The organism is Robertmurraya korlensis NBRC 107688, from assembly GCF_001591645.1.
Classification (GTDB): Bacteria; Bacillota; Bacilli; order Bacillales; family Cytobacillaceae; genus Robertmurraya_A.
The window spans coordinates 24515-46046 of sequence record NZ_BCVH01000010.1 but is presented as its reverse complement, the minus strand read 5'-3'; the positions used below and the strand labels follow the sequence as shown (position 1 = coordinate 46046).

Here is a 21532-nt window from a genome sequence, read left to right as displayed (position 1 = left end):
AACCTTCCTTCTAATAATCTAGCCCGACTATGGCTGGAACTTCTCGATCATAGTAATGCTTGATTCCTTTCATTTCTGTTACTAAATCTGCTGCAAGAAGAATATCCTTCTTGGCTCCCCTCCCAGTCAATACGACATGGAGACCCTCTCTTCTTGACTGAAGCGCTTCCAATACCTCTTTTGTTGTGACGATATCCTCAATCGGAAAACGAGAAACAGCTAACGCGTTATTTATCTCATCAAGAATCAGTACATCCACATCATTGCTTTGTAAAAGGTCCTTCGATAGTAACCAAGCATGTTTTAAAGCCGTCCGATGTTCCTCGGGCGTTTTCGTCCATGTAAATCCCATTCCCATTGGATATATTTCGATGCCTAGCTTTTGCAAGACTTTCCGTTCACCCACGGTTCGGTCGGGAGATTTTATAAATTGAATCATTTTTACCCTTTTCCCCTGACCAGCTGCTCTTACCGCGAGTCCAAGGGCAGCTGTTGTCTTTCCTTTTCCTTCTCCGGTATACACGAGTAGTTGACCTTTGTTCTCCATTCCTTTTCACTCCATTCTGTACTTTGTTACATACTGAGCAAAAGAAAAACACTTCCCATAGGAAGTGTTAACAATGTCCGTAAACATTTAGTGAGCAAAAAGGCCGTCACCTAACACCTCCCCTATCCTCGTAGGTTGGTACCATCCTAGTCTTAGGCAGGTCTCCTGGCTTGTGCTCATCACTCGCTACCCCTTCCCGTGTTTTTAACACAGTGGGTGATGTAGCTTGCTCACACTTACAGTGGCGGGACCGCATTGGCATTGAACCAATTTCCCTTTAATCTCTTCTGTTTGAAAAGAAACCTAAGTCTTTTTGTATTTGTTTTTTTGTATTTAGTTGGATTATACTCCTCAGAAACGTAAGCTGAGAAGTGCTCGAAGCCGCCTTTTCGAAAGTTTCATAATAAACTCATAATTCAGATGAATAATTGTCACAATTTACTAAACAGACGCTAACAATAGATGTTCTACACTTCCCTCTACAAGAAGCTTTCTTTCTCCTTTTTCCAGTCTTATCAAGGTTAAACTCGTTCCTTCAGTAATAGGAGTGGACCAAAAATCCTTTATGGTAAGCTTTTTTACAATCGATAAAAATGCCATGATGGCTACCCCATGAGTGACAATTAGCACTCTTCCGTCCGTATAGGTTCTTTCTATCTCCTGTAAGAAGTCTTCCACTCTAGTTATTACTTCTTCAAAGGTTTCTCCACCATCGTTGTAGTACCTGTCTGGAGCATTCCAGTAATGCTTATACTCCGATGGAAACTCATGATGGATTTCTTCCTCCGTTTTCCCCTGCCATTTTCCTAGATGTATTTCCATTAAGCGGGGATCAGTTGTTATTTGTTTTTCCATTGGGCGTATAAGCTTCGCGGTGGTATAAGCCCTACCACTGGGAGAAGAGATGACCTCATCAAAGGAGGTACAAGCTAAGTAGTCTCTCAACCGTTTCGCATCCTCAACCCCTTTTTTGGTAAGGGAGGAATCCAATCTGCCCTGCATTCGCTTTTGAACATTCCAAGTCGTTTGTCCATGCCTAGCAATATATAAATCAACCATTAAGGTCACTCCCTGCTCGATTTAAAAAGTTACTTCATGATAATTATGTCCTGAGAGTTCCCTTACCATATTCTCTTTCTCAGCTGGAAATGCAATAAGGCAGCATGTAGATGGACCAGATGTTTTTTCTAAATTGATTACACTATTCACTTCATTTTTTAAAAACGTTCGATTTGAAAATAGACGATTTAATTTGTAAAGCACTCCCTTGGACCCAACTGGCAATAGGACAGCTTCTTCTAATTGGGAGAGCTCCTTTACTAACTGTAGTGGTGCTACTTCTTTATCCTGCTCTATTACTTCATTTCCGACGAGAGGAAGACCAATAACAGCGACTTTCGTATTTTCTAGAAATGGAATAGCACTCATAGAAGCATCGTTTGTTCTTTTTCCTAATACCGTTAATCCCACCGCAGATTGTACAAGTGAAAAGTTACTTTCTGTGCTACCGGTGATCGGAACATCTGGTATAGAAAGCTCATGCAGTCCTCTCGTTATTCCTTTTACAAGTCCGTCCCACGCCTTATCACCACAAAAATTTTGAAGGATGACTGCTTCTGGAGTAGCTCCCGCACAATAGCATTCCATGGCTGCTACGCGAAAAGTATAATAACCGACGATATCATATGGAACGTGTACCGCATCCTGCTGTTTTAAACCGATTGCTCCGCTATTATCTGATGCCACTACAAGGGTTTCTTTGCCCATCTTTAGCAATTGGACATCTCTCATTTTTGAATTTTCCCTACCACTGCTGGTTTCATGATACTAGCTAAGCGAGGAGCGACAATCACAGCTAGGACAGTATTAATGACTGAAGCAATGAGTAATGAGGGAACCATACTTACATAAAATGCTTTTGAAATGAGATAGATAAATGGCAGTGGTGCTGCAAAGGTATTTCCTAGCACGAATAAGATAGAGGCAGTCCACTTGCTCCCTTTATGATAAAAGTAAGCAAATACCCCTACTAACAAGGCCATTTCGATCGCAATTAAAAAGTGCATCGGTCCAAGAGGCATTCCCCCAATTAACGCAGAGACCATATGCCCTAATCCACCGACAATTGCACCCGGAATCCCTCCTAGAAGCGCGGCAGCCACTATTGCTGGAAATGAATCAAGCGCGACACTTCCAATGATTGCTGGTATTTTTATCGCACCACCTACAACGGTTAAAGCTATAAATACGGCCATCCATGTTACTTTTACTACCTTCATTTTTCTTCCTCCTTTTGAATTGTCATCACTTGATACGTTGACCAATTCCATACCAGATGTGATCCACTCGATCACATAATTGGACCATATCCTGAAACGTCCATCCTGCATCATCACGCCATTTCCGATCCGTTTTTTCAACAGGCACAATTCCCCTTGTAATATCCGAACCAATAATAACGACTTTTCTCTTCCAACCATCCTTTTCCCAACAATCCCAATTCTGTAGCGTCTCTTTCCATATGGTTCTTACTTTGCCCGATTCATACTGAAGCGATAGTTCCCTAATCCAATACTCGATTCCTTCTACCACTACTAAAGATGCAGCGGGATCTTCACTAAGCCAGTCATAAAACGAGGTTTCATAAGCCTTTATCCAATTTTCTTGTGGATACTTGCACAAACTATAGTGTGCACGAACCCAATTTGCCTTGCCGTTACAAGCCCCGCCTGTTACAAAATGCAACGTCATCACCCTCCATTTTCATACAAATGGGAATCCCTGCTTCAACGAGATATGCTTCCTTTGCAGTGGAAACGACCTGTTGGTTTAGCCTGCCTAGGAGCTTTGCATACACGAGCACAAGGTCATTTGAGAATATCGGTTCATTTAAGATTTCATTGCTAACAACGATGAGCGTATGGCAGTTCTTTTGTATAGTGAGAATGCCATCCATAATCGATTTCTTGATTTCCTCATGAAAAGATGGATCCATCAGCCGCTCCTCGGTTTGAAACAAACGGTTGTTTAATAGATTGGTTAGGCAATCAAAGAGCACAATATCATTTGATTGAAAAGCAGTTGATAGCTTATGTAAAAAATAGGGCTCCTCCCATGTTGTCCATTGTTGCTCGCCTTCATTTCTTTGCACTTGATGCCTATTGATTCGATCCTTCATTTCCGCATCAAAGGCCACTCCAGAGGCAATGTAATGGAGATTACCATGGGTACTCTTTGCAAGACTCATCGCTGTTTTCTCTGCAAAACTGCTTTTTCCACTTCTAACACCACCACTGATAAAAATCAGCTGTCCACCTTCCGCCATTCCTTCATCACCTCTAATAGCCTTTCATGCTCGGTCGGCCCCTTAATTGCCAGTCGCAGCCATTTTCCGTCAAGTCCAGGAAAATTCATTGTATGCCTTGGAATCATCCCCTTTTCCATTAAAAAAAGGAAAAAGGGAAATTGATCGTGTACTTTGGCATCTTTTAATAAATAAAAGTTTACGTTTGTAGGGGAGTAAAAGAACTCATTTTCATGATAAAAAGACATTAGCCTTTCCCGTTCATTGTTTATTAAATGAATGGTTTGTTCTACATATTCTTCTTCTGACAAACACCATTCCCCAACCTTCATGGCTATCGCATTAACACTCCAGTGCGGTTTATTAGACCTTAGCTTTGAAAGCATGGCTTCATTTGCCATTATGTACCCAAGGCGTATCCCTGGAATGCTGTACATTTTTGTCATCGAACGAAGAATGATCATGTTCTCGCAGGATTGAAGGCAGGAAACGGTTGATTCGTACTCTACCACAAAGTCGTAAAAGGCCTCATCGACGATAAGCATGGTTTCATATTTTGCACATTCACGAGCAAGAAGTTCAATCGTTTGTTTCGGAAAAAACATTCCTGATGGATTATTTGGATTGCATAAAAATACTGCATCAACCTCACGTAGGTCCACAAGTAAATCTTCTAGGCGTAGTTCCCAGCTTTCCACATCCATTAGGTGATAGCGCACCTCACATTGATTGACTCGGCACGCTTCTTCGTATTCGGAAAAGGCTGGTTGAACGATAAGAGCTTTTTTACCAGACAATATTCGCCCGATTAAAGATATTAACTCCGCCCCTCCGTTACCAACTAGGATTTGCTTTTCACATACACCCTCTTTTGTGGCAATCAACTCTGTAAGCCTCGCCGCCGTCGGATCTGGATAATCCGATACAAGCGGAAACAGTTCATTCCACCTGTCTTTTACTATAGCTGGTGGACCAAGCGGGTTAATATTGGCACTAAAGTCAATGACTGATTCTGGCATATCGAGATGTAGTGCTCCATATAAAAATTGAGGATTAGATCCGTGCGTAGGCCATTTCAACGATCATCCCTCCAATCCATAATAGAAGTAAAAATGTAAGGACCGTTCGAGTTAAAATGCCGTTTGTTTGTAAAATATGCTCTCCTGTAACAGGAAAATGGGGTTCTCCCATTTTGGCTCGATCAGAGCGGATGCCTTTGTAAAAATTGATGCCTCCAAGCTGGATCCCAAGTAGGGCAGCTACCGCTGCTTCTCCCCATCCACTGTTTGGACTCGGATGTTTTTTTGCATCACGAAGAACAATTTTAGCTGACTCTCTAACACTCGATTGAACTGGCTTTTTGCTGATCAACATGCAGATGGAGGTTAGGCGACTTGGAATCAAATTTAACCAATCATCTAGTTTTGCTGATGCCCAGCCAAACTCCATAAATTTTTCATTTTTATAACCAACCATGGAATCACAAGTATTTACTGCCCGGTACAACATCGCAAGCGGTGCACCACCGATGAACGCCCAAAAAAGCGGAGCTGTTACCCCGTCACTTGTGTTTTCTGCGACCGTTTCAATCGTTGCGCGAACCACTCCCTGTTCATCGAGCTGATCGGTGTCACGGCCTACGATATACGATAGCTTGTGACGCGCTTCGGTGATGTCCCCCTTTTTTAACGGTTCGTACACCGTCATGGCGGCTTCCTTTAAACTTCTTTGAGCAATCGTCGTCCATATAATCACTGCTTCAACCACAATCCCAACTATAAGATGAATTTGATAAGCTAGCAGCGTAATTAGTAATGTTATCCCCACGACGAGCAGGAGAAGCGTGACCACCATAGCAACTCCCTTCCACTTTTTCTGTGTTCCTTTATTCCACTTCTTCTCAAGCTTATAAATCATTGTCCCAATCCATTTCACCGGATGCGGCCAATCGACAGGATCACCGAGAAGTAAATCGATAAAATAAGCAATTGTCATTGCCAATAGATGTTGAAGAAACATGGGTAACCCTCCCTAGGCAAAATAAAAACATCTCCATATAGATATGGAGATGTTGGAATAAGCTTCTTCCTTATGTAAGAAACCGACCACACCACCTATCCTCGTAGGTACACGGTGTCAAGATATAGTCAGGTTTCCTGGCTCATGGTCATTGCTTTCTGTACCTTCCCATGCAATCAACTGTTGCACAGTGGTTCCTTACAGTATGCTCCCATTTACAGTGGCGGGACCGCGTTGGACTTTCACCAACTTCCCTAGACTTCTTAAAAAGAAGTGCGCCTACTCTTGCTCAATATATACTTTTCATATCTTAATACTAATCTTGTAACTAGGGAATGACAAGGCAATCTCTGACATTAATTTTTCCATTGTGACAAATTGGAAACGGCAAACTACTATCACTATAAAAATATTAAAAAGCCAGTGTATGTTAGATAATCTCCCTCCATACACTGACTTTTCTATTCTACCCTTTTTGCTTGGCAATAACGACGAGTCGTTGCTTACTTGAATACCTCGGGTGACAGGTGATAAGTGTAACAAGGGACTCCTCTGGTATGGTAGAAAGCACACTCAAATCACTTGGGTCAATAATCTTCTGGTCGACCACTTCGTACTCAAACTCAGTTGAGGAGGAGGTAATAGAAAACGTATCTCCTTTTTGAAGTTTATCAAGCTCACTAAAGAACTCACCCGTGACAAACGAGCGATGTCCGAGGATGACACTGTTTTCCCCCTTTATACCTACTCGCCCAGTTCCTTCTAGGTGAGTAACCGCAACTCGGAGATTATCCTTTGTTGCTCCCTCTAATACGGGAACATCGAGCGAAAGCTTTGGAATAACGATCCTCATATCGTTCGGTACACCCTCTTGATTCGCGTCAACACCTGGAGGCAATAGCGCCTCCGCTGTGACGATTGTATCTGAAAGTATTTTTTTCTCAAGATAGAGCTTGTATCCATGTTGAAAACCTACGTAAGCAATAACAAATACCCCAGATGCTAACAGTACATTTCCGATCCATTTCCTCAACTTTATACCTTCCTTCTTCCTCTGACCACTAGCCCGAGAACAACTAATGCCGTTCCTACCATGAGAAGTGTCCATGTGGTAAAAGGAGAACCTGTTTTTGGCAACACTTTGATTGGTAAGCTACTAACTGGTGCGGCCCCCTCTTCTTTCACAGGTGTTTCTTTTTCAATTGGAGACTCAGCAGCAGGTTTGCTTTCCTCAGTAGGAGACTCGTCAACAGTAGGTGGTTCTTCTACCGCTTCAGTCAGTTTAGAGAACATATTCATATTGTATTCAACAATGGTCTGTCCAACATGTATGATCCCGTTTGTAATATAGCTGTCTTCGCCAGGAAGTGCTTCAACCGTTCTACCTTCGATTCGGCTATCATAGACCGGGTATCCATCCTTCTTAGCGATGATATAGTAATCTCCATCAGCAAAAACCATCCATGCATATTGTCCATCTTTTGTTGTGTACTGATTATTACGGTTTTGGTTTGGTGCAAAATCCTCTAAGATAGGTAGATTTACAAGGGTATGTGGTTCCCTGCCATACCTTCTGTTTGTTTCCGTATCAGCCCAGTACAGCTGCATATCAACACCTTCAATCGGCTCTAACGTACCAGGATCTCGAACAATTCCGTATGGATCGATTAAGGTCGATTCAATGGAAGCAACCCCATCTTCAGGGATGGTTACTGTCATTTTTTGTCCGGCGAGAATTACATCATTGCCATTCTGATCTTTTACAATAACCGTGATTGCAAATGTGTAAGATTCCCCTTTTTCTCCACCAGTAATGATGTATTGACCCTCTGGAGTAATGGTTACGTTGACATTACTAGTAGTTTCACCAACTAGTTTCGCCTCAAACGTTGCTCCAGGCACCATAGAAGTAATACTTTCTGGTTTACCCGACTCCTCATTTTTCATAAAGAGCTGCCCGATAACGGTATGCTCTGATTTCAACTCTTCACCCGTTCCAGAGGTTTGTCCAACATTCGCATCCTGTGTAAATGTTACGGGAACTTCCACTCCTCCTATGGTCATAGTCGTTGTAATTTGCAGCTTGTAATGCCAGTTTCCTTTCGGTACGACAATATCATATTCACCGTTTGAATTGGTTTTAACAGTTGTTTGAAAGTCCACGACACCATCTTTGTTAAAATCTTCTTTAATGGTAATCGTTGCGTTTGGTATTGGATTTTTCGTTACAGAATCAATGACTTGGCCTGTTACTCTTGCTGGAACAAAGGTAATATTAACCGACTTTGAATCCACTAAGCCCTTGTCAGGATTGTTAACTGATGCGGTTACCTTCTTCACAATGGACTGCAGGTTTCCACTTAAGTCTGGGGCAACCAGTATAACAGTCGCTTCGCCTTTGTCATTGGTTGTTGCTTCTGTTGACTTTAAGGTGCCTAGTTCGGTATCAAAGACAACCTTCTCATTTGCGATTGGTTCTCCAAGGCTATTTTTAATTACTGCTTTTAGTAAGACTTCCGTTTTTCCATCTCCTACAATCGAGCTTGGTGTTGCCGTTAGTTCGATTTGCAGGGGAAGGTTTGCGATCGTTACCACTTGATTGTCTTTAGTCGTTTCGTTATAGAACGTATCAGTTAACGTGACTTCCACCGCATAATCAGCAGGTATCAGTTCTTTCGTTACTTGATGTGACCATTTGCCATTCACTATATTCACCGGAACCGTTTCAACCATTTCCCCGCTTGTATCGTGAATAACAATCGTTGCTTTTCCTTCTACCGTTTCCTTCACTTCACCGGTTAACAATGGTGTTCGGTCTACAAAGGTTTGTTTTTCTCCACCGTCAATCGTGATGGCTATATTTGGTTTTGCCACATGTACCACGACTGTCAATTCTACATCTGAATGATAATCATCATTTACAAAAAGAGTAAAGGAATCATCACCAACATAATCTCGAGTTGGTTTATACATCCACGTTCCTAAATTGGTTACTGCTACTTGACCGTGTTTTGCACCAGTTCCCAGTCTATACGTCAAGGCATCGCTCTCTTTGTCAGTTACTTTTGCTGAACGTGTTACTTCCGTATTTTTCAAGGTGGTTACTTCGTCATCTGTTACAACCGGTGCTTTATTAGGTATGAACTCTAGATTAATAGATTCCATATCTACAAGGCCTTTGTCCGGATTGTGGACAGATACAGTGATTTGATTGCTAATTGAATCCAATTCATCTGTTAATTTTGGAGCAACTAAAATAACGGTTGCTTCACCTTTTTCATTTGTTGTTACGGAAGTTAACTTCAGGGTCCCTATTTCCGTTTTAAAGGTCACTATTTCATCTACAATTGGTGCGTTTGATTCATCTGTGATGACAGCTTTTAAATTAACTTCTGCTTTTCCATCTCCCAAGACGGATTGCGGCGTGGCAGTTAAGTTAATTTGTAATGGAACTTGTACAATTGTGAGAGCTTGCTCCGTCTTTGTTTGTTCCTTGTAAAAATTATCCTCAAGAGTAACTTCCAATAGGTACTCTTCAGGAGAGAGTTCGGTTTTCAGCTGGTATGTCCATTTTTCACTTTCAACAGGAACATTGGCAGTCTCAATTGTGTTACCATCTTTGTCCTTGATTACAATACTTACTTCACCCTGAAGCATACCAAATGCTTCTCCATTTATTAGCGGGGTTCGATCAACCGTACGATCTTCCACTCCACTATCAATAGTAATGATGAGGTTTGGCTTCACAACATGAACAATAACCTCTAAAGGTACAGCTTGATTATGTTGATCGCTTACTAGGATTGTGAAAGCATCGTCACCAACAAAGTCTAGGTTCGGCTCATATGTCCATGCTCCGTCAGCTGTCACTGTCACTTTTCCGTTTTGTCCATCTGTACCTAGGGTGTAGGATAATGGGTTCTTCTCTGCATCGTTAGCATGTGCGGTTCCATCAACCTTTGTATGTTTTCGTGTAGTTACTTCGTCATTGGTAACGACAGGGGCTTCATTTTTAACTTCTGGCTCCTTCACAGGAAGTGGTTCCATTTTGAAATCGTAATTCACGATCGAGTATCCAACACGTATGATTCCATCTTCTACATTGCTATCTTCGCCTTCTTTGACTGGGGTAGTTCTTCCTTCTTCTAAACTACTGTAGCTATAATAACCCTCTTTATTCGAGACGATATAATAGTCTCCCTCAGGGAAAACCATCCAAGCATAAAAGCCTGTATTGGAGGTGAACTGAGAGTTTTGATTATTATTTGGGTCGAAACCTTCAAGCAGAGGTAATTCTACTTTTGTATCTGCAACTCTTCCGGCTAGTCTGTTTCTTTCCGTATCAGCCCAATATAGAGTAACTTCTGCCCCATCAATCACTTCGTCTGTCTTCGCATTCGTTACGGTACCATATGGATCAATTAAGATTGGTAAAATCGTAGCCTGTCCGTCTTCAGGAATCTTGATTTCTACTTTCTTCCCTGCAAAAATGTCACCGTTATGTTGAATAGTAAAGCGAACATTATATGTTTTGCCAACTTCCCCACCTGTCACCTTGTATTGTCCGGAAACTGTTGGGGCAATTTGTATATTGGCAGTTGGATTTTCAACTTCTGGAACGATGGTTACATTGCCAAGTGCTTGGGTTATTTCTTGGACGGCACCGGTTGTTCTATTTACAACTAAGAATTGCCCTGAGACAGTTCGTTCAGCATTTCTTTGAATTTCAGAGTTTTGTATTAATTCAACCTGCGCACTTTGTGTGAAAGTGATCGGGACTTGAATTTCATCAACCACTGTTCTTGCACTTATTTCCACATCGTATGTTGTATTTCCACGTTTTACTGGGAAAATATAGTTTCCGAAAGCATCGGTAGTGCCTTGATACGAAAATATTTCACCATCTTCATATGTTTTATTTACCTTAATCGAAGCATCAGGGATAGGTACTCCCGTAATCGCATCTAGCACTTTACCTTTAACGAAAGCTGGTACAAAAGTAAGAAAGTAAGGAGCTTCCGCGTCAATGTTCTTCTCCACGTTAGTAACTGAAGCCGTAGCTTTAACGATTCGACTCATGGGTTGACCATAATAATCTGGAGTAATCAATTCCACGGTTGCTGATCCATACGCATCGGTCAAAGCTTCTGTCTGAACAAGTTGCCCCTGCTCTGAAGTAAATACTACTCTTTCATTTGCTACAGGGTTCATATCTTGATCTGTCACTACCGCTTTTAAGCTGACTCGTGACATCCCATCTGCTATTACCTTTTCAGGCGTTGCTAACAGGGTAATGTTATAGGAAGGATCGTAAACTGAAAAACTCTTTGTGTCTTCAAACACTGACCCTAGTTCAGTATCTCTAATAACTGCTTTTATCGTATATTTACCTGCCTCAAGTAGAATTGGTGAATCGAACTGCCAGTCACCGTCGTCAGTCATTAAAACTTCTTGTGTAGTTATTGTTGTACCATCTTCTTTTAACACATGAACCGTTAATAAACTGTTTTTTGTTTTTTTTGCTGTTCCTGTAAAGGTTGGTTGATGGTCATCGGTACGAATATCCGGTAGCCCATTGATATTCACACCTAGTTCTACAATTTGTATTCTAACCGTTGCTTCCGTTTTATTACCTAAATGGTTTGTCACCTCTACAATAAACTGATCCTCACCTAATTGTTCAGAATTTGGCTGATACGTCCAGTTTCCTGTTGAATCAATCATTGCTGCCCCCTTTTCACCATTAGATTTTAAGGTGTATTGAAGGGACTCGGTGTTTTGATCAGCAACAGCAAGTTTGCCATTCTTAGTTTGATTTTTTATCGTATACGTATTTTCATCCTGTGCAGTTGGTTTAGTTGGATCCACGATGATAAATTCGTGTGTCACCTTAGCTTCAGTTCCATTTGGCTGATTAATGTTGCCCAGCTCATCCATACCTGAAACGGTAATTGTGTGGCTTCCGTAAGCTAATTCACCTGTTTGGTAACTCCAATTTATTTTTTCACCAAGATTGATGATTTCTTTAGGACCGCTATCAACTTGTACAACCACAACACCTCTTGCTTCTCCCGTACCAATAAACGTATTGTTGGTCTTTGTGAACTCAGCAGGAGGTGTTAGTGTCACAGTTGTTGTTAAGTCTAAAAGTAAGGTTTGGGTATCTGATGCAGAAACCAAGCTTCCCTCTTTAGCTGTTGCAACAACGGTATGAGGTCCTTCGGATAACGCAGTTCCCAATGGAAGCCTCCATTTTCCATTTGTTACGGACACTGTATGAGTAAGAACATTATCTATCGTTACTTCTACTGTTCCGTTATTGGAGACAGATGCTTTCCCATAGATTGTTGGTGTTGTGTCGTTTGATACTGTTGAATCACCGTTTGCGATACTAACGGTGATGTTAGTTACATCATGACTTACAGTCCCCGTCGTCACGGTATTATTGTAATCATCTTTAGTTGAAGCTTTAAACGTATGTGTTCCAGTTGGGAGCTGACGGTCAATCACAACTGACCAACGTCCATTTGAATCTGCTATAGCACTTTTATATGCAACTGTTTCATTATTAATAAAAAGTTCAACGGTTTCTTCCGCTTCAGCGTTTCCTTTTACAACAAGTTTCGAACCTTCTATTACAGGTGTCTCAATTGTTAATGGATTTACAATAATAAACCTCTTGTTTGCTGTAGGAAGGTTAGTGCCGTTAGTATCTTCTATAGCTTGTACAAGATACGTTCCCGGTTCAGGGTTTAGAGTTAATCCTGTTTTCTCCCATGTTTGGGTGGTAGAGTTTGACTGAATATTAGCAAAGCTACCATTTGGGACTGGGGTAAAGACCTCCGTATTATTTTCAATGGTTACTTTACTGACCATAAACTTCACTTTTTTTGCGCCACCCGTAGAATTTACAAACTTACCCCCAATTCTCGTGGGAAATTTATAAACTTTTTCTACGCTGGGTCCATCTATAGAGATTAAGGTTCCCACATTGATGGTTTTACTTGCCGTTGCTATGTTACCTTCTTCATTTATCACTTTTACTTTAGTATCATAGGTTCCAGCGTTTTGTGGACTTGCAAGGGTGACGTTCCATTCTCCATTAGAAACCAACGTTTGATAGTTTATTCCAATAATAGTTAATGTAACCGGACTACCATCAACAGCGTTTGTTACTAATCCCTTTATCGTTGGAGTCAAACTATTGTACGTTGTTACATCTGCATATGAAATCGTCGGCTTATAAATTCCAAATGGTACAAGCTTCACACTTGCACCCTGTTCAGCTGCTTCTAACCCGTCCTTATTTATAACTCGTAGATTAGCAGATTTAGAGGTACTAAAACCAAATGATACGTTCGGCTTACTCGTATCTAAATCAGGGATGATTTCTTTTATTTTTGAAATCGGGATTTTAAAATCCAAAAAGTGATGTCCATTTTCTGCATCCGAAATGCTAGTTCCCGGAACAGCCATTCCTGTGCTGTCTGTTTTTGTGACTTGAATTACATTTTCCTTGTCAGGACTAGCTACAAAAAGATAGTCCACATGTGGGCTTTTTCCATCTATTCCAACGGTTGCCCGGTGTGTCTCATCTACTAGAATATCCACATTCCAGACTGATGATAAAAAGCCACCCTTACGATCAAAAGGATCCCCTAACAATCTCATACGAAAATAAAGATTTGCTGAGTCTCCATACACATAAAAGCTTGGCTTGTCTCCTACTTCATTCCGCCCATCGCTCCCGCTAGTAAAATCTACTTCGTCCGGAGAAATACCTGGCTCATTTGTAGGATCAAAGATGATTTGTCCCTCACTGTTTTCATAAGGGATAAATTGGGTGGTAATGGGTGTTCCAGTATCTGTACTTACCGCTGATACAACATTGCTAAATGGAGCAAGTAGTAAGGTACATACAACCAAGATATTACTAACTTTCATTAACCATTTCTTTCTCATACTCTGCCTCATTTCGACATTCTTCAACTATAATAGACAAATCGTATCATAGGAAAAAGGTACTATCAATACAGTGGGAAGTGTGGAAAACATATTTATTTTTTGTAAATTTCCCCTTCCTTCAAAATCTACCAAATGAATGTTTTGTCATCTTCCTTTACAAGTCCCTTTCTATTTGTTAAAATTTTTTAATAATTTAAAACATTAACACCATTGTGTTTTTGATAGATTGGGAGGAAATTAGAATGGCAGAATTAAGAAGTAATATGATAAAAAAAGGATTTGATCGTGCTCCACACCGAAGCCTATTGCGTGCGGCTGGGGTTAAAGAAGAGGATTTTGGGAAGCCGTTTATTGCGGTAGTAAACTCCTATATTGATATCGTGCCAGGACATGTGCACTTACAAGAGTTTGGGAAAATTGTGAAGGATGCAATCCGTGAAGCGGGCGGAGTTCCATTTGAAATGAATACAATCGGTGTAGATGACGGAATTGCAATGGGACATATTGGTATGCGTTACTCGCTTCCAAGCCGTGAGATCATCGCTGATTCAGTGGAAACAGTTGTGGCAGCACATTGGTTTGACGGAATGGTTTGTATTCCAAACTGTGACAAAATCACACCAGGTATGTTGATGGCATCACTTCGTTTGAATATCCCTACGGTTTTCGTAAGTGGTGGACCGATGAAGGCGGGAGTAACCAGTGAAGGCAAAAAGATCTCACTTTCTTCTGTATTTGAAGGCGTTGGTGCATACCAAGCTGGAAAACTTGATGACAAGGGACTATTAGAACTAGAACAATTTGGATGCCCAACATGTGGATCTTGTTCTGGTATGTTTACAGCAAACTCGATGAACTGTTTAGCAGAAGCGCTTGGATTGGCTCTTCCTGGAAATGGAACGATTTTAGCAGTAGCCCCTGAGCGTAGAGACTTCGTTAGGAAATCAGCCACACAGTTAATGGAACTAATTGAAAAGGATATTAAGCCTCGTGATATCGTAACTGAAAAAGCGATTGACAATGCGTTTGCTCTTGATATGGCATTAGGTGGATCATCTAATACGGTTCTTCACACATTGGCATTAGCTCATGAAGCAGAAATTGATTATCCAATCGGTAGAATCAACGAAGTAGCGGCTCGTGTTCCTCACTTGTCTAAGCTTGCTCCTGCTTCTGATGTATTTATTGAAGATTTGCATGAAGCGGGTGGTGTGTCTGCGGTTCTAAACGAATTATCTAAGAAAGAGGGAGCTCTTCACTTAGATACATTAACGGTGACAGCGAAAACACTCGGTGAGAATATTGCCGGATGTGATGTAAAGAACTATGATGTAATTCATTCCATTGATAACCCACATAGTGAAAAGGGTGGCCTAGCTGTGTTGTTTGGTAACCTTGCTCCAGACGGTGCCATTATTAAAACTGGTGGAATCACTGGTGGAAATCGTCATGAAGGACCTGCTGTTGTTTTTGATTCACAAGACGAAGCCCTTCACGGCATTGCAAACGGAAAAGTAAAAGAAGGCGATGTAGTTGTTATCCGTTATGAAGGACCTAAAGGTGGACCTGGTATGCCTGAAATGCTAGCTCCTACTTCTCAAATCATGGGTATGGGACTTGGCGCGAAGGTTGCTCTTGTAACCGATGGCCGCTTCTCTGGGGCTTCACGCGGATTGTCTATCGGTCACGCTTCACCAGAAGCTGCTGAGGGCGGACCATTAGCATTTATCCAAAATGGAGACAACATTGTGATCGATGTTGATGCTCGTTCCATGGACGTTGTTCTTTCTGATGAAGAATGGGCAGAGCGTAAAGCTAACTGGAAAGGCTTTGAACCAAAGGTGAAAAAGGGTTATCTTGCTCGTTATTCGAAGCTTGTAACATCTGCTAGCACCGGTGGAGTTATGAAAATCTAATATTTTCCCGACACCCATTCACGATATGTGAATGGGTGTTTTTGTATTTTTCCCAAAAAAAATTTCCTCTTACAGCACCAAGCGTGTAAGCGTTACCTTCCCTTCCTTCTTTTAAAAATACCTGTTGACACTTTTTACCTACTAGATTTATGATTCATGTAACAAAATTAAATAAGACCATTTACTTATCAAGAGCGACCGAGGGATAGGCCCTATGACGTCCGGCAACCTCCATTACATGGAACGGTGCCACTTCCTACAGAATGATTTCATTCTGAAAGATAAGGCGTATATATAACGATGCCTCTTTCTGAATGGAAAGAGGCATTTTTGTATTTTCATAGCTTAAGGGGTGACAGAGATGATCGAAATAAATGACTTGGTGAAAGTCTACCAAACGAAAAAAGGGAAAGTAACCGGTGTAGACCATGTGTCACTTACCGTGGATAAAGGCGAAATTTTTGGAATTGTTGGCTATAGTGGTGCGGGCAAAAGTTCTTTGTTACGCTGCCTGAATTTATTAGAGGCTCCGACTTCAGGCGAAATTAAGATTGATGGTGTTTCCCTTACTTCTCTTGGGAAAAAGGAGCTTCGGAGTGCTCGCCAAAAAATCGGGATGATCTTCCAACACTTTTATCTCGTAAGCTCAAAGACTGTTTTTGAAAACGTAGCATTTGCTCTAAAAGCAGCTCATAAATCAAAAGCAGAAATTGATGCACGAGTAACAGACCTACTTGAAATGGTCGGTTTGTCCGATAAGCGTGATGTGTTTCCGTCACAGCTAAGTGGTGGACAAAAGCAACGTGTAGGGATTGCGAGAGCATTAGCAAACAACCCCTCTGTTCTCCTTTGTGATGAAGCTACCTCAGCCCTAGACCCAAGCACGACCAAGGCAATATTGTCACTGTTAAAAAAGATTAATCAAGAGCTAGGGTTAACGATTGTACTGATTACACACGAGATGGAAGTCGTAAAAGAGATTTGTGATCGTATGGCAGTAATGCAGGATGGTCGAATTGTTGAGGAAGGTCAAGTGTATGAATTGTTCGCAAATCCGACAAATGAACTTACGAAGGAATTCATCAGTACCATTCTTCAATTTGATTTACCAGAACACTTGCTAACTTCAAGCAAAGGAAAGATTGTGAAGATCCATTTCCGTGGGGCGATTGCAGAGGAGTCAGTGATTTCAGATGCGCTTCAGAAGTTTCAGGTGAAAGGGAATATTCTACACGGCAAAATCGAGTACATAAAAGAGACCCCTCTAGGGATTTTCATTATGGAGCTTACTGGAGATCATGCTGAAGTAGAAAAAGCCCTTCAGTACATTACATCTCGAACAGAAAGCTTGGAGGTGATCAGAGATGCCGCTTGATAGCTTGATAGAATTGCTACCCGATTTAAACAAAGCCTTTTTTGAAACGATTTATATGGTGGGAATATCGATTGTGGTAGCCATGATTGTCGGCCTACCTGTGGGAGTACTATTATTTATTACCGACCGCGGATTGTTTTTAGAGAATTCCCTATTTAATCAAATTGTGGGGTTTTTAGTAAACATGATTCGGTCGGTCCCGTTTATCATCTTGCTCATTGCCCTTTTACCATTGGCAGACTTGATCGCTGGATCAACAATTGGGCCAACTGCCGCTTCTGTTTCACTCTCAGTAGCTGCGATTCCTTTCTTTGCTAGATTGGTAGAACAGTCACTGCGTGAGATCGATAAGGGAGTCATTGAAGCAGCTGTCGCGGTCGGGGCTTCCCCGTGGATGATCATCAAGGAGGTTCTTCTTCCAGAGGCCAAACCAGGGATCATCCAAGGCGTGACCATTACGATTATTAGTTTAGTCGCATACTCTGCGATGGCTGGTATCGTTGGCGGCGGAGGTGTCGGAGATCTTGCTATCCGGTTCGGTTACTACCGATACGACAACACCGTAATGATCACCACCGTTATCATCCTAATTTGTTTAGTCCAGCTCATCCAATTTTTTGGTGACCGACTAGCAAAAGCAGTAAACAAAAAATAAATCACATGTGACCACTGTCCATTCCAGACGGACAAAAACGCACCAACTGTCCACGAAGGGTGACAGACACCATAAAACTATTGGGGGAATATTTACGATGAAAAAGTTATTTTTGAGTTTTGTCATTTTGATTGCGATTGCTGCTCTTGCAGCTTGCGGTGGAAGTTCTGATGAAACTTCTTCTTCTGAGGAAAGTGCGACTACGAAAAAGGAAGTAAAAATTGGAGCAACATCTGGGCCATACAGCGACATGGTGTCAAACGCGATTAAGCCATTATTAGAGAAAAAAAACTATGTAGTAGAAGTAGTAGAATTCAGTGATTACGTTCAACCAAACCTTGCCCTTTCCAAAGGCGATCTTGATGCGAATCTTTTCCAGCACAAAATCTACATGGAAAACTTTGCAAAGGAAAATAAGATTGAACTTTCTGATGTGATTTCAGTACCAACCGCACCGATGGGAATCTACTCTAAGACGTTTACTTCTATTGATGAAATTGCTGATGGCGCTGCTATTGCGATTCCTAATGACCCAACAAACGCAGCACGTGCTTTCTTAATTTTAGAAGACCTTGGTTTAATTACATTAAATGCCGATGCTAATCCATTAACAGTTTCTGAAAAAGACGTAGAAAAAAACGTGAAAAACCTTGTATTCCAACCAATTGAAGCAGCTCAGCTTCCACGTGCAGTGGATGGCGTAGACCTTGCTGCTGTACCAGGGAATTTCGCATTAGCGGCAAAAATGGATCTATTAGATGCATTACAGCTTGAAAACATGCCAGATCAATACCGCAACCGTGTGGTAGTAGATACAAAGAATATTGACAGCCAATTTGCAAAAGACCTGAAAGAAGTCGTAGAATCGGAAGAATTTGAAGCGATTATCGATGAAGATTTTCAAGGCTTCGGAAAACCCGAATGGATGGTAAATCGCTAATTGGAGAACTCAAAAACAACGCCTTTTCGGCGTTGTTTTTAATAGAAAGGATTGAGGACAGTGACAAAAATAGAAGTTCGTGGTGCTCCCTCCTATTATGCATGTTATGAGCGTTCATTAAACGACCTAGAAAATCTACTTCTCTCCCATTCAATTAATCATTGTTTAGTGATACACGGAGAAAAATCTTGGAAAGCGGCCTCAGCCTATTTTCCGGAAATGACCAATGTAGAACTTACCTTTGTTCCCTATCATGGTGAATGCTCGTTAAATGAAGTACAAAGAATCTCAACGATAGCCAATGGCACAACCATCGACGCTATTATTGGAATAGGAGGAGGGAAAGTACTCGACCTTACAAAGGCAGTGGCACACGAAACAAGCACGGAAGCCATTCTTATCCCGACACTCGCCTCCACCTGCTCTGCTTGGACACCATTGAGCGTGTTTTATACAGAAGAAGGCGAATTCACTCATTACACCATTTTTCCTAAAAGCTCACTCATTGTTTTAATTGAACCTAGTATCATCCTTCATTCACCGGTGAAGTATATCCGAGCAGGAATTGCAGACACATTAGCCAAGTGGTACGAAGCCGATGTGTTAATACGTGAGTTACAAGAGCTACCGCTACCTGTAAAAATTGCCCATCAAAGCGCAAGACTATGTCAGATCGTTTTACTTGAACATAGCCAAGCTGCATTAGAGGCGATGGAAGAAAAAAAAGCGTCTCCAGCTTTTCTCCAAGTAATTGAAGCAATCATCGTTGCAGGTGGCATGGTCGGTGGCTTCGGAGACCGTTATGGGAGAATCGCTGCTGCCCACTCAGTTCATAATGGACTAACGGTTGCACCTGACACTCATCACCTTCTTCACGGCGAAAAGGTAGCATACGGCATTCTTGTTCAGCTTGTACTCGAGGAGAATTTTGAGGAGGTTGCCTCTCTTCTTTCTTTTTATCAATCCCTGGAGCTTCCTATTTTACTAAAGGATCTAGGATTAGATAACTCTGAAAAACTTACGGCTATTGCCGAGAGAACAGTAGCAGTTGGAGAGTCCATTCATTACTTGGAGAAAAATCTTACTTCAAACGATATCAAAACAGCCATTCTCACACTAGAAGCATTTGTTCATCCCCTTGTCTAACAGGACAAAGGGGATTTTTTCAAGGAAATTGTATCCAAATAGAATTTTTTTATTCAATGTTCACAGAATGTTACCAACTATTATTATCAATTTTTAGTACCTAGTAATAAATATCACATTCTTATTCCATACTACATGCTAGAATCGAATGGAGATTAAAAGAAATGGGTGATAATCATGAATTTTCCTCAGTTAAAAATCGGACATATGCTTCCTAAAGCTCCAATCATACAAGGTGGCATGGGTGTTGGGATTTCCCTTAGCAAGCTTGCCTCAGCTGTTGCAAATGCAGGTGGAATTGGCATTATTTCTGGAACAGGGATTTCCGTTGAAGAAATGAGAAACCATATTCGTCAAGCGAAGGCGCTTGTGAAGAAGGATGCAGGATATATTGGTGTAAATGTGTTATTTGCAATGAATGACTTTGCTGAAAAAATGAAAGCGGCACTTGAAGAAAAAGTCGACTTTATTATTTCGGGTGCAGGGATATCAAGAGATATGTATGCATGGGGGAAGAAAGCGGGGATTCCAGTCCTTTCAATCGTATCCTCAGCAAAGCTAGCGAAAATGTCGGAGCGTCTTGGTGCAGCTGCAGTCGTGGTCGAAGGAAATGAAGCAGGTGGCCATCTCGGGACCGAACGTCCATTGTTTGACATACTTCCGGAGGTTGTGGAGGCTGTAACCATCCCGGTTATCGCAGCGGGAGGAATTATGACAGGAGCAGACATCGCTAAAGCCTTTAGCATGGGAGCTTCTGGGGTACAAATGGGAACTCGATTTGTTGCCAGCGAGGAATGTGACGCACCACTTTCCTTTAAACAGAAATACGTTGAAGCGACAAAAGAAGATACACTGCTTGTCAAAACAACTGTTGGTCTTCATGGTCGTGCCATTGCGAACCATTTTACAGATTTAATCACCACTTCAGAAAAGCTTAAAATTACGAAGTGCAGAGATTGCTTAAAGAATTGTTCTTATCGCTTCTGTACCCTTGATTCCCTTTTAAAATCAATGGCAGGCGATGTTGAAAATGGACTTGTGTTTGCAGGAGCAAGGGTTCATGAAATCAAAGAGATTCTCCCTGTGAAAAAAATCTTTGAAAACCTAACAAATGAGTATCGACTTGCGATCAGTCAATAGAAAAAAGAGAGGGTTAGCCTAATTGGCTAACCCTCTTATTATTTCAAGCGTGTTTTCTATGTTCTCGATTCAGGGTTAGAGTTTTTGGTGGATGGCTTTTGTTAACTAGTTTTTGTTTGGTTACCAATAGGGGCGAATTTCTCGGTTTGTGGGAATCAAACAGCTACTTTGGTTACCGCTGACTTGTGATTTCCGGGTTCACGGGAATCTAACTCCCACTTTGGTTACCACTGACACCTGATTCCTGAGTCCATGGGAATCTAACTCCCACTTTGATTACCACTGGCACCTGATTCCTGAGTCCACGGGAATCTAACTCCCACTTTGGTTACCGCTGGCAAAAAATGCCTCAATCCATGGGAATCTAACCTAATATTTCTCGATCACCATTTTATTATGACAGGTGCTTTTCCTTTTTTAGGCCTCGGAGGTTATAACATTCACCTTATGACCTCTCTCCTTCTTTTCCCCATGCCTTGCGCTTCATAAAAATCATTTAATGACCGATAACCAGCCTTTTTCCAT

16 protein-coding genes and 3 riboswitches are annotated in these 21532 nt (G+C 41.5%); of the genes, 6 read left to right on the top strand and 10 right to left on the bottom strand.

Annotated features, from left to right (window positions below):
* Positions 1-10 precede the first annotated feature (10 nt).
* From BKO01S_RS14205 to BKO01S_RS14160, 10 genes are all read right to left on the bottom strand, one after another.
* Entirely contained in the window at positions 11-547 is a 537-nt protein-coding gene (locus BKO01S_RS14205; protein WP_066055167.1) for a cob(I)yrinic acid a,c-diamide adenosyltransferase, read from the bottom strand.
* A gap of 138 nt (positions 548-685) precedes the next feature.
* Positions 686-869, bottom strand: a riboswitch (cobalamin riboswitch).
* A gap of 119 nt (positions 870-988) precedes the next feature.
* Entirely contained in the window at positions 989-1606 is a 618-nt protein-coding gene (locus BKO01S_RS14200) for a histidine phosphatase family protein (protein WP_066055163.1), read from the bottom strand.
* Between the two features lie 21 nt (positions 1607-1627).
* Entirely contained in the window at positions 1628-2338 is a 711-nt protein-coding gene (locus tag BKO01S_RS14195; RefSeq protein ID WP_066055158.1) for an ATP-binding protein, read from the bottom strand.
* The gene (locus BKO01S_RS14190; protein ID WP_066055155.1) at positions 2335-2826 is read right to left on the bottom strand and encodes an ECF transporter S component; all 492 of its coding nucleotides are present in this window, start codon (positions 2824-2826) and stop codon (positions 2335-2337) included. The genes BKO01S_RS14195 and BKO01S_RS14190 overlap by 4 nt, the downstream gene beginning before the upstream one ends.
* A gap of 25 nt (positions 2827-2851) precedes the next feature.
* Positions 2852-3298, bottom strand: coding sequence for a bifunctional adenosylcobinamide kinase/adenosylcobinamide-phosphate guanylyltransferase (locus BKO01S_RS14185; protein WP_232311246.1), 447 nt, complete (start codon positions 3296-3298; stop codon positions 2852-2854).
* Positions 3264-3872, bottom strand: a complete 609-nt coding sequence (locus BKO01S_RS14180) for a bifunctional adenosylcobinamide kinase/adenosylcobinamide-phosphate guanylyltransferase (RefSeq protein WP_066055146.1) — start codon at positions 3870-3872, stop codon at positions 3264-3266. Before BKO01S_RS14180 ends, BKO01S_RS14185 begins: the two co-directional genes overlap by 35 nt.
* Positions 3851-4930 (bottom strand): threonine-phosphate decarboxylase CobD, encoded by a 1080-nt coding sequence (gene cobD / locus BKO01S_RS14175; protein ID WP_066055141.1) that lies wholly within the window; start codon positions 4928-4930, stop codon positions 3851-3853. Before cobD ends, BKO01S_RS14180 begins: the two co-directional genes overlap by 22 nt.
* The gene (gene cbiB, locus BKO01S_RS14170) at positions 4905-5870 is read right to left on the bottom strand and encodes an adenosylcobinamide-phosphate synthase CbiB (RefSeq protein ID WP_066055138.1); all 966 of its coding nucleotides are present in this window, start codon (positions 5868-5870) and stop codon (positions 4905-4907) included. Before cbiB ends, cobD begins: the two co-directional genes overlap by 26 nt.
* Before the next feature lie 110 nt (positions 5871-5980).
* Positions 5981-6167, bottom strand: a riboswitch (cobalamin riboswitch).
* A 169-nt stretch (positions 6168-6336) separates the two neighbouring features.
* The gene (locus BKO01S_RS14165; RefSeq protein WP_066055135.1) at positions 6337-6903 is read right to left on the bottom strand and encodes a class D sortase; all 567 of its coding nucleotides are present in this window, start codon (positions 6901-6903) and stop codon (positions 6337-6339) included.
* Positions 6904-6905: 2 nt separating this feature from the next.
* Positions 6906-13832, bottom strand: coding sequence for an Ig-like domain-containing protein (locus BKO01S_RS14160; protein ID WP_066055129.1), 6927 nt, complete (start codon positions 13830-13832; stop codon positions 6906-6908).
* 245 nt (positions 13833-14077) lie between these two features.
* On the opposite strand from BKO01S_RS14160, the gene ilvD reads away from it, so the two are divergent.
* The 6 genes from ilvD (at position 14078) to BKO01S_RS14130 (ending at position 21007) form a co-directional block, all read left to right on the top strand.
* The gene (gene ilvD / locus BKO01S_RS14155; RefSeq protein ID WP_066055127.1) at positions 14078-15751 is read left to right on the top strand and encodes a dihydroxy-acid dehydratase; all 1674 of its coding nucleotides are present in this window, start codon (positions 14078-14080) and stop codon (positions 15749-15751) included.
* 182 nt (positions 15752-15933) lie between these two features.
* A riboswitch (SAM riboswitch) is annotated at positions 15934-16039 on the top strand.
* 73 nt (positions 16040-16112) lie between these two features.
* Complete coding sequence (locus BKO01S_RS14150) at positions 16113-17126, top strand: methionine ABC transporter ATP-binding protein (protein ID WP_066055124.1); 1014 nt, start codon at positions 16113-16115, stop codon at positions 17124-17126.
* The gene (locus BKO01S_RS14145; protein ID WP_066055121.1) at positions 17116-17781 is read left to right on the top strand and encodes a methionine ABC transporter permease; all 666 of its coding nucleotides are present in this window, start codon (positions 17116-17118) and stop codon (positions 17779-17781) included. Before BKO01S_RS14150 ends, BKO01S_RS14145 begins: the two co-directional genes overlap by 11 nt.
* A gap of 97 nt (positions 17782-17878) precedes the next feature.
* Entirely contained in the window at positions 17879-18721 is an 843-nt protein-coding gene (locus BKO01S_RS14140; protein WP_066055117.1) for a MetQ/NlpA family ABC transporter substrate-binding protein, read from the top strand.
* A gap of 60 nt (positions 18722-18781) precedes the next feature.
* On the top strand, positions 18782-19867 hold the full coding sequence (locus BKO01S_RS14135) for an iron-containing alcohol dehydrogenase family protein (protein WP_157077377.1): 1086 nt from the start codon (positions 18782-18784) through the stop codon (positions 19865-19867).
* 177 nt (positions 19868-20044) lie between these two features.
* Positions 20045-21007 (top strand): NAD(P)H-dependent flavin oxidoreductase, encoded by a 963-nt coding sequence (locus tag BKO01S_RS14130; RefSeq protein WP_066055108.1) that lies wholly within the window; start codon positions 20045-20047, stop codon positions 21005-21007.
* Positions 21008-21532: the final 525 nt, after the last annotated feature.

Coding starts and splice junctions, on each gene's coding strand:
- BKO01S_RS14200 (WP_066055163.1), bottom strand. CDS start 1,606: ATGGTTGATTTATATATTGCTAGGCATGGACAAACGACTTGGAATGTT.
- BKO01S_RS14190 (WP_066055155.1), bottom strand. CDS start 2,826: ATGAAGGTAGTAAAAGTAACATGGATGGCCGTATTTATAGCTTTAACC.
- BKO01S_RS14130 (WP_066055108.1), top strand. CDS start 20,045: ATGAATTTTCCTCAGTTAAAAATCGGACATATGCTTCCTAAAGCTCCA.
- BKO01S_RS14150 (WP_066055124.1), top strand. CDS start 16,113: ATGATCGAAATAAATGACTTGGTGAAAGTCTACCAAACGAAAAAAGGG.
- BKO01S_RS14180 (WP_066055146.1), bottom strand. CDS start 3,872: ATGGCGGAAGGTGGACAGCTGATTTTTATCAGTGGTGGTGTTAGAAGT.
- ilvD (WP_066055127.1), top strand. CDS start 14,078: ATGGCAGAATTAAGAAGTAATATGATAAAAAAAGGATTTGATCGTGCT.
- BKO01S_RS14205 (WP_066055167.1), bottom strand. CDS start 547: ATGGAGAACAAAGGTCAACTACTCGTGTATACCGGAGAAGGAAAAGGA.
- BKO01S_RS14160 (WP_066055129.1), bottom strand. CDS start 13,832: ATGAGAAAGAAATGGTTAATGAAAGTTAGTAATATCTTGGTTGTATGT.
- BKO01S_RS14185 (WP_232311246.1), bottom strand. CDS start 3,298: ATGACGTTGCATTTTGTAACAGGCGGGGCTTGTAACGGCAAGGCAAAT.
- cbiB (WP_066055138.1), bottom strand. CDS start 5,870: ATGTTTCTTCAACATCTATTGGCAATGACAATTGCTTATTTTATCGAT.
- BKO01S_RS14145 (WP_066055121.1), top strand. CDS start 17,116: ATGCCGCTTGATAGCTTGATAGAATTGCTACCCGATTTAAACAAAGCC.
- BKO01S_RS14140 (WP_066055117.1), top strand. CDS start 17,879: ATGAAAAAGTTATTTTTGAGTTTTGTCATTTTGATTGCGATTGCTGCT.
- BKO01S_RS14195 (WP_066055158.1), bottom strand. CDS start 2,338: ATGAGAGATGTCCAATTGCTAAAGATGGGCAAAGAAACCCTTGTAGTG.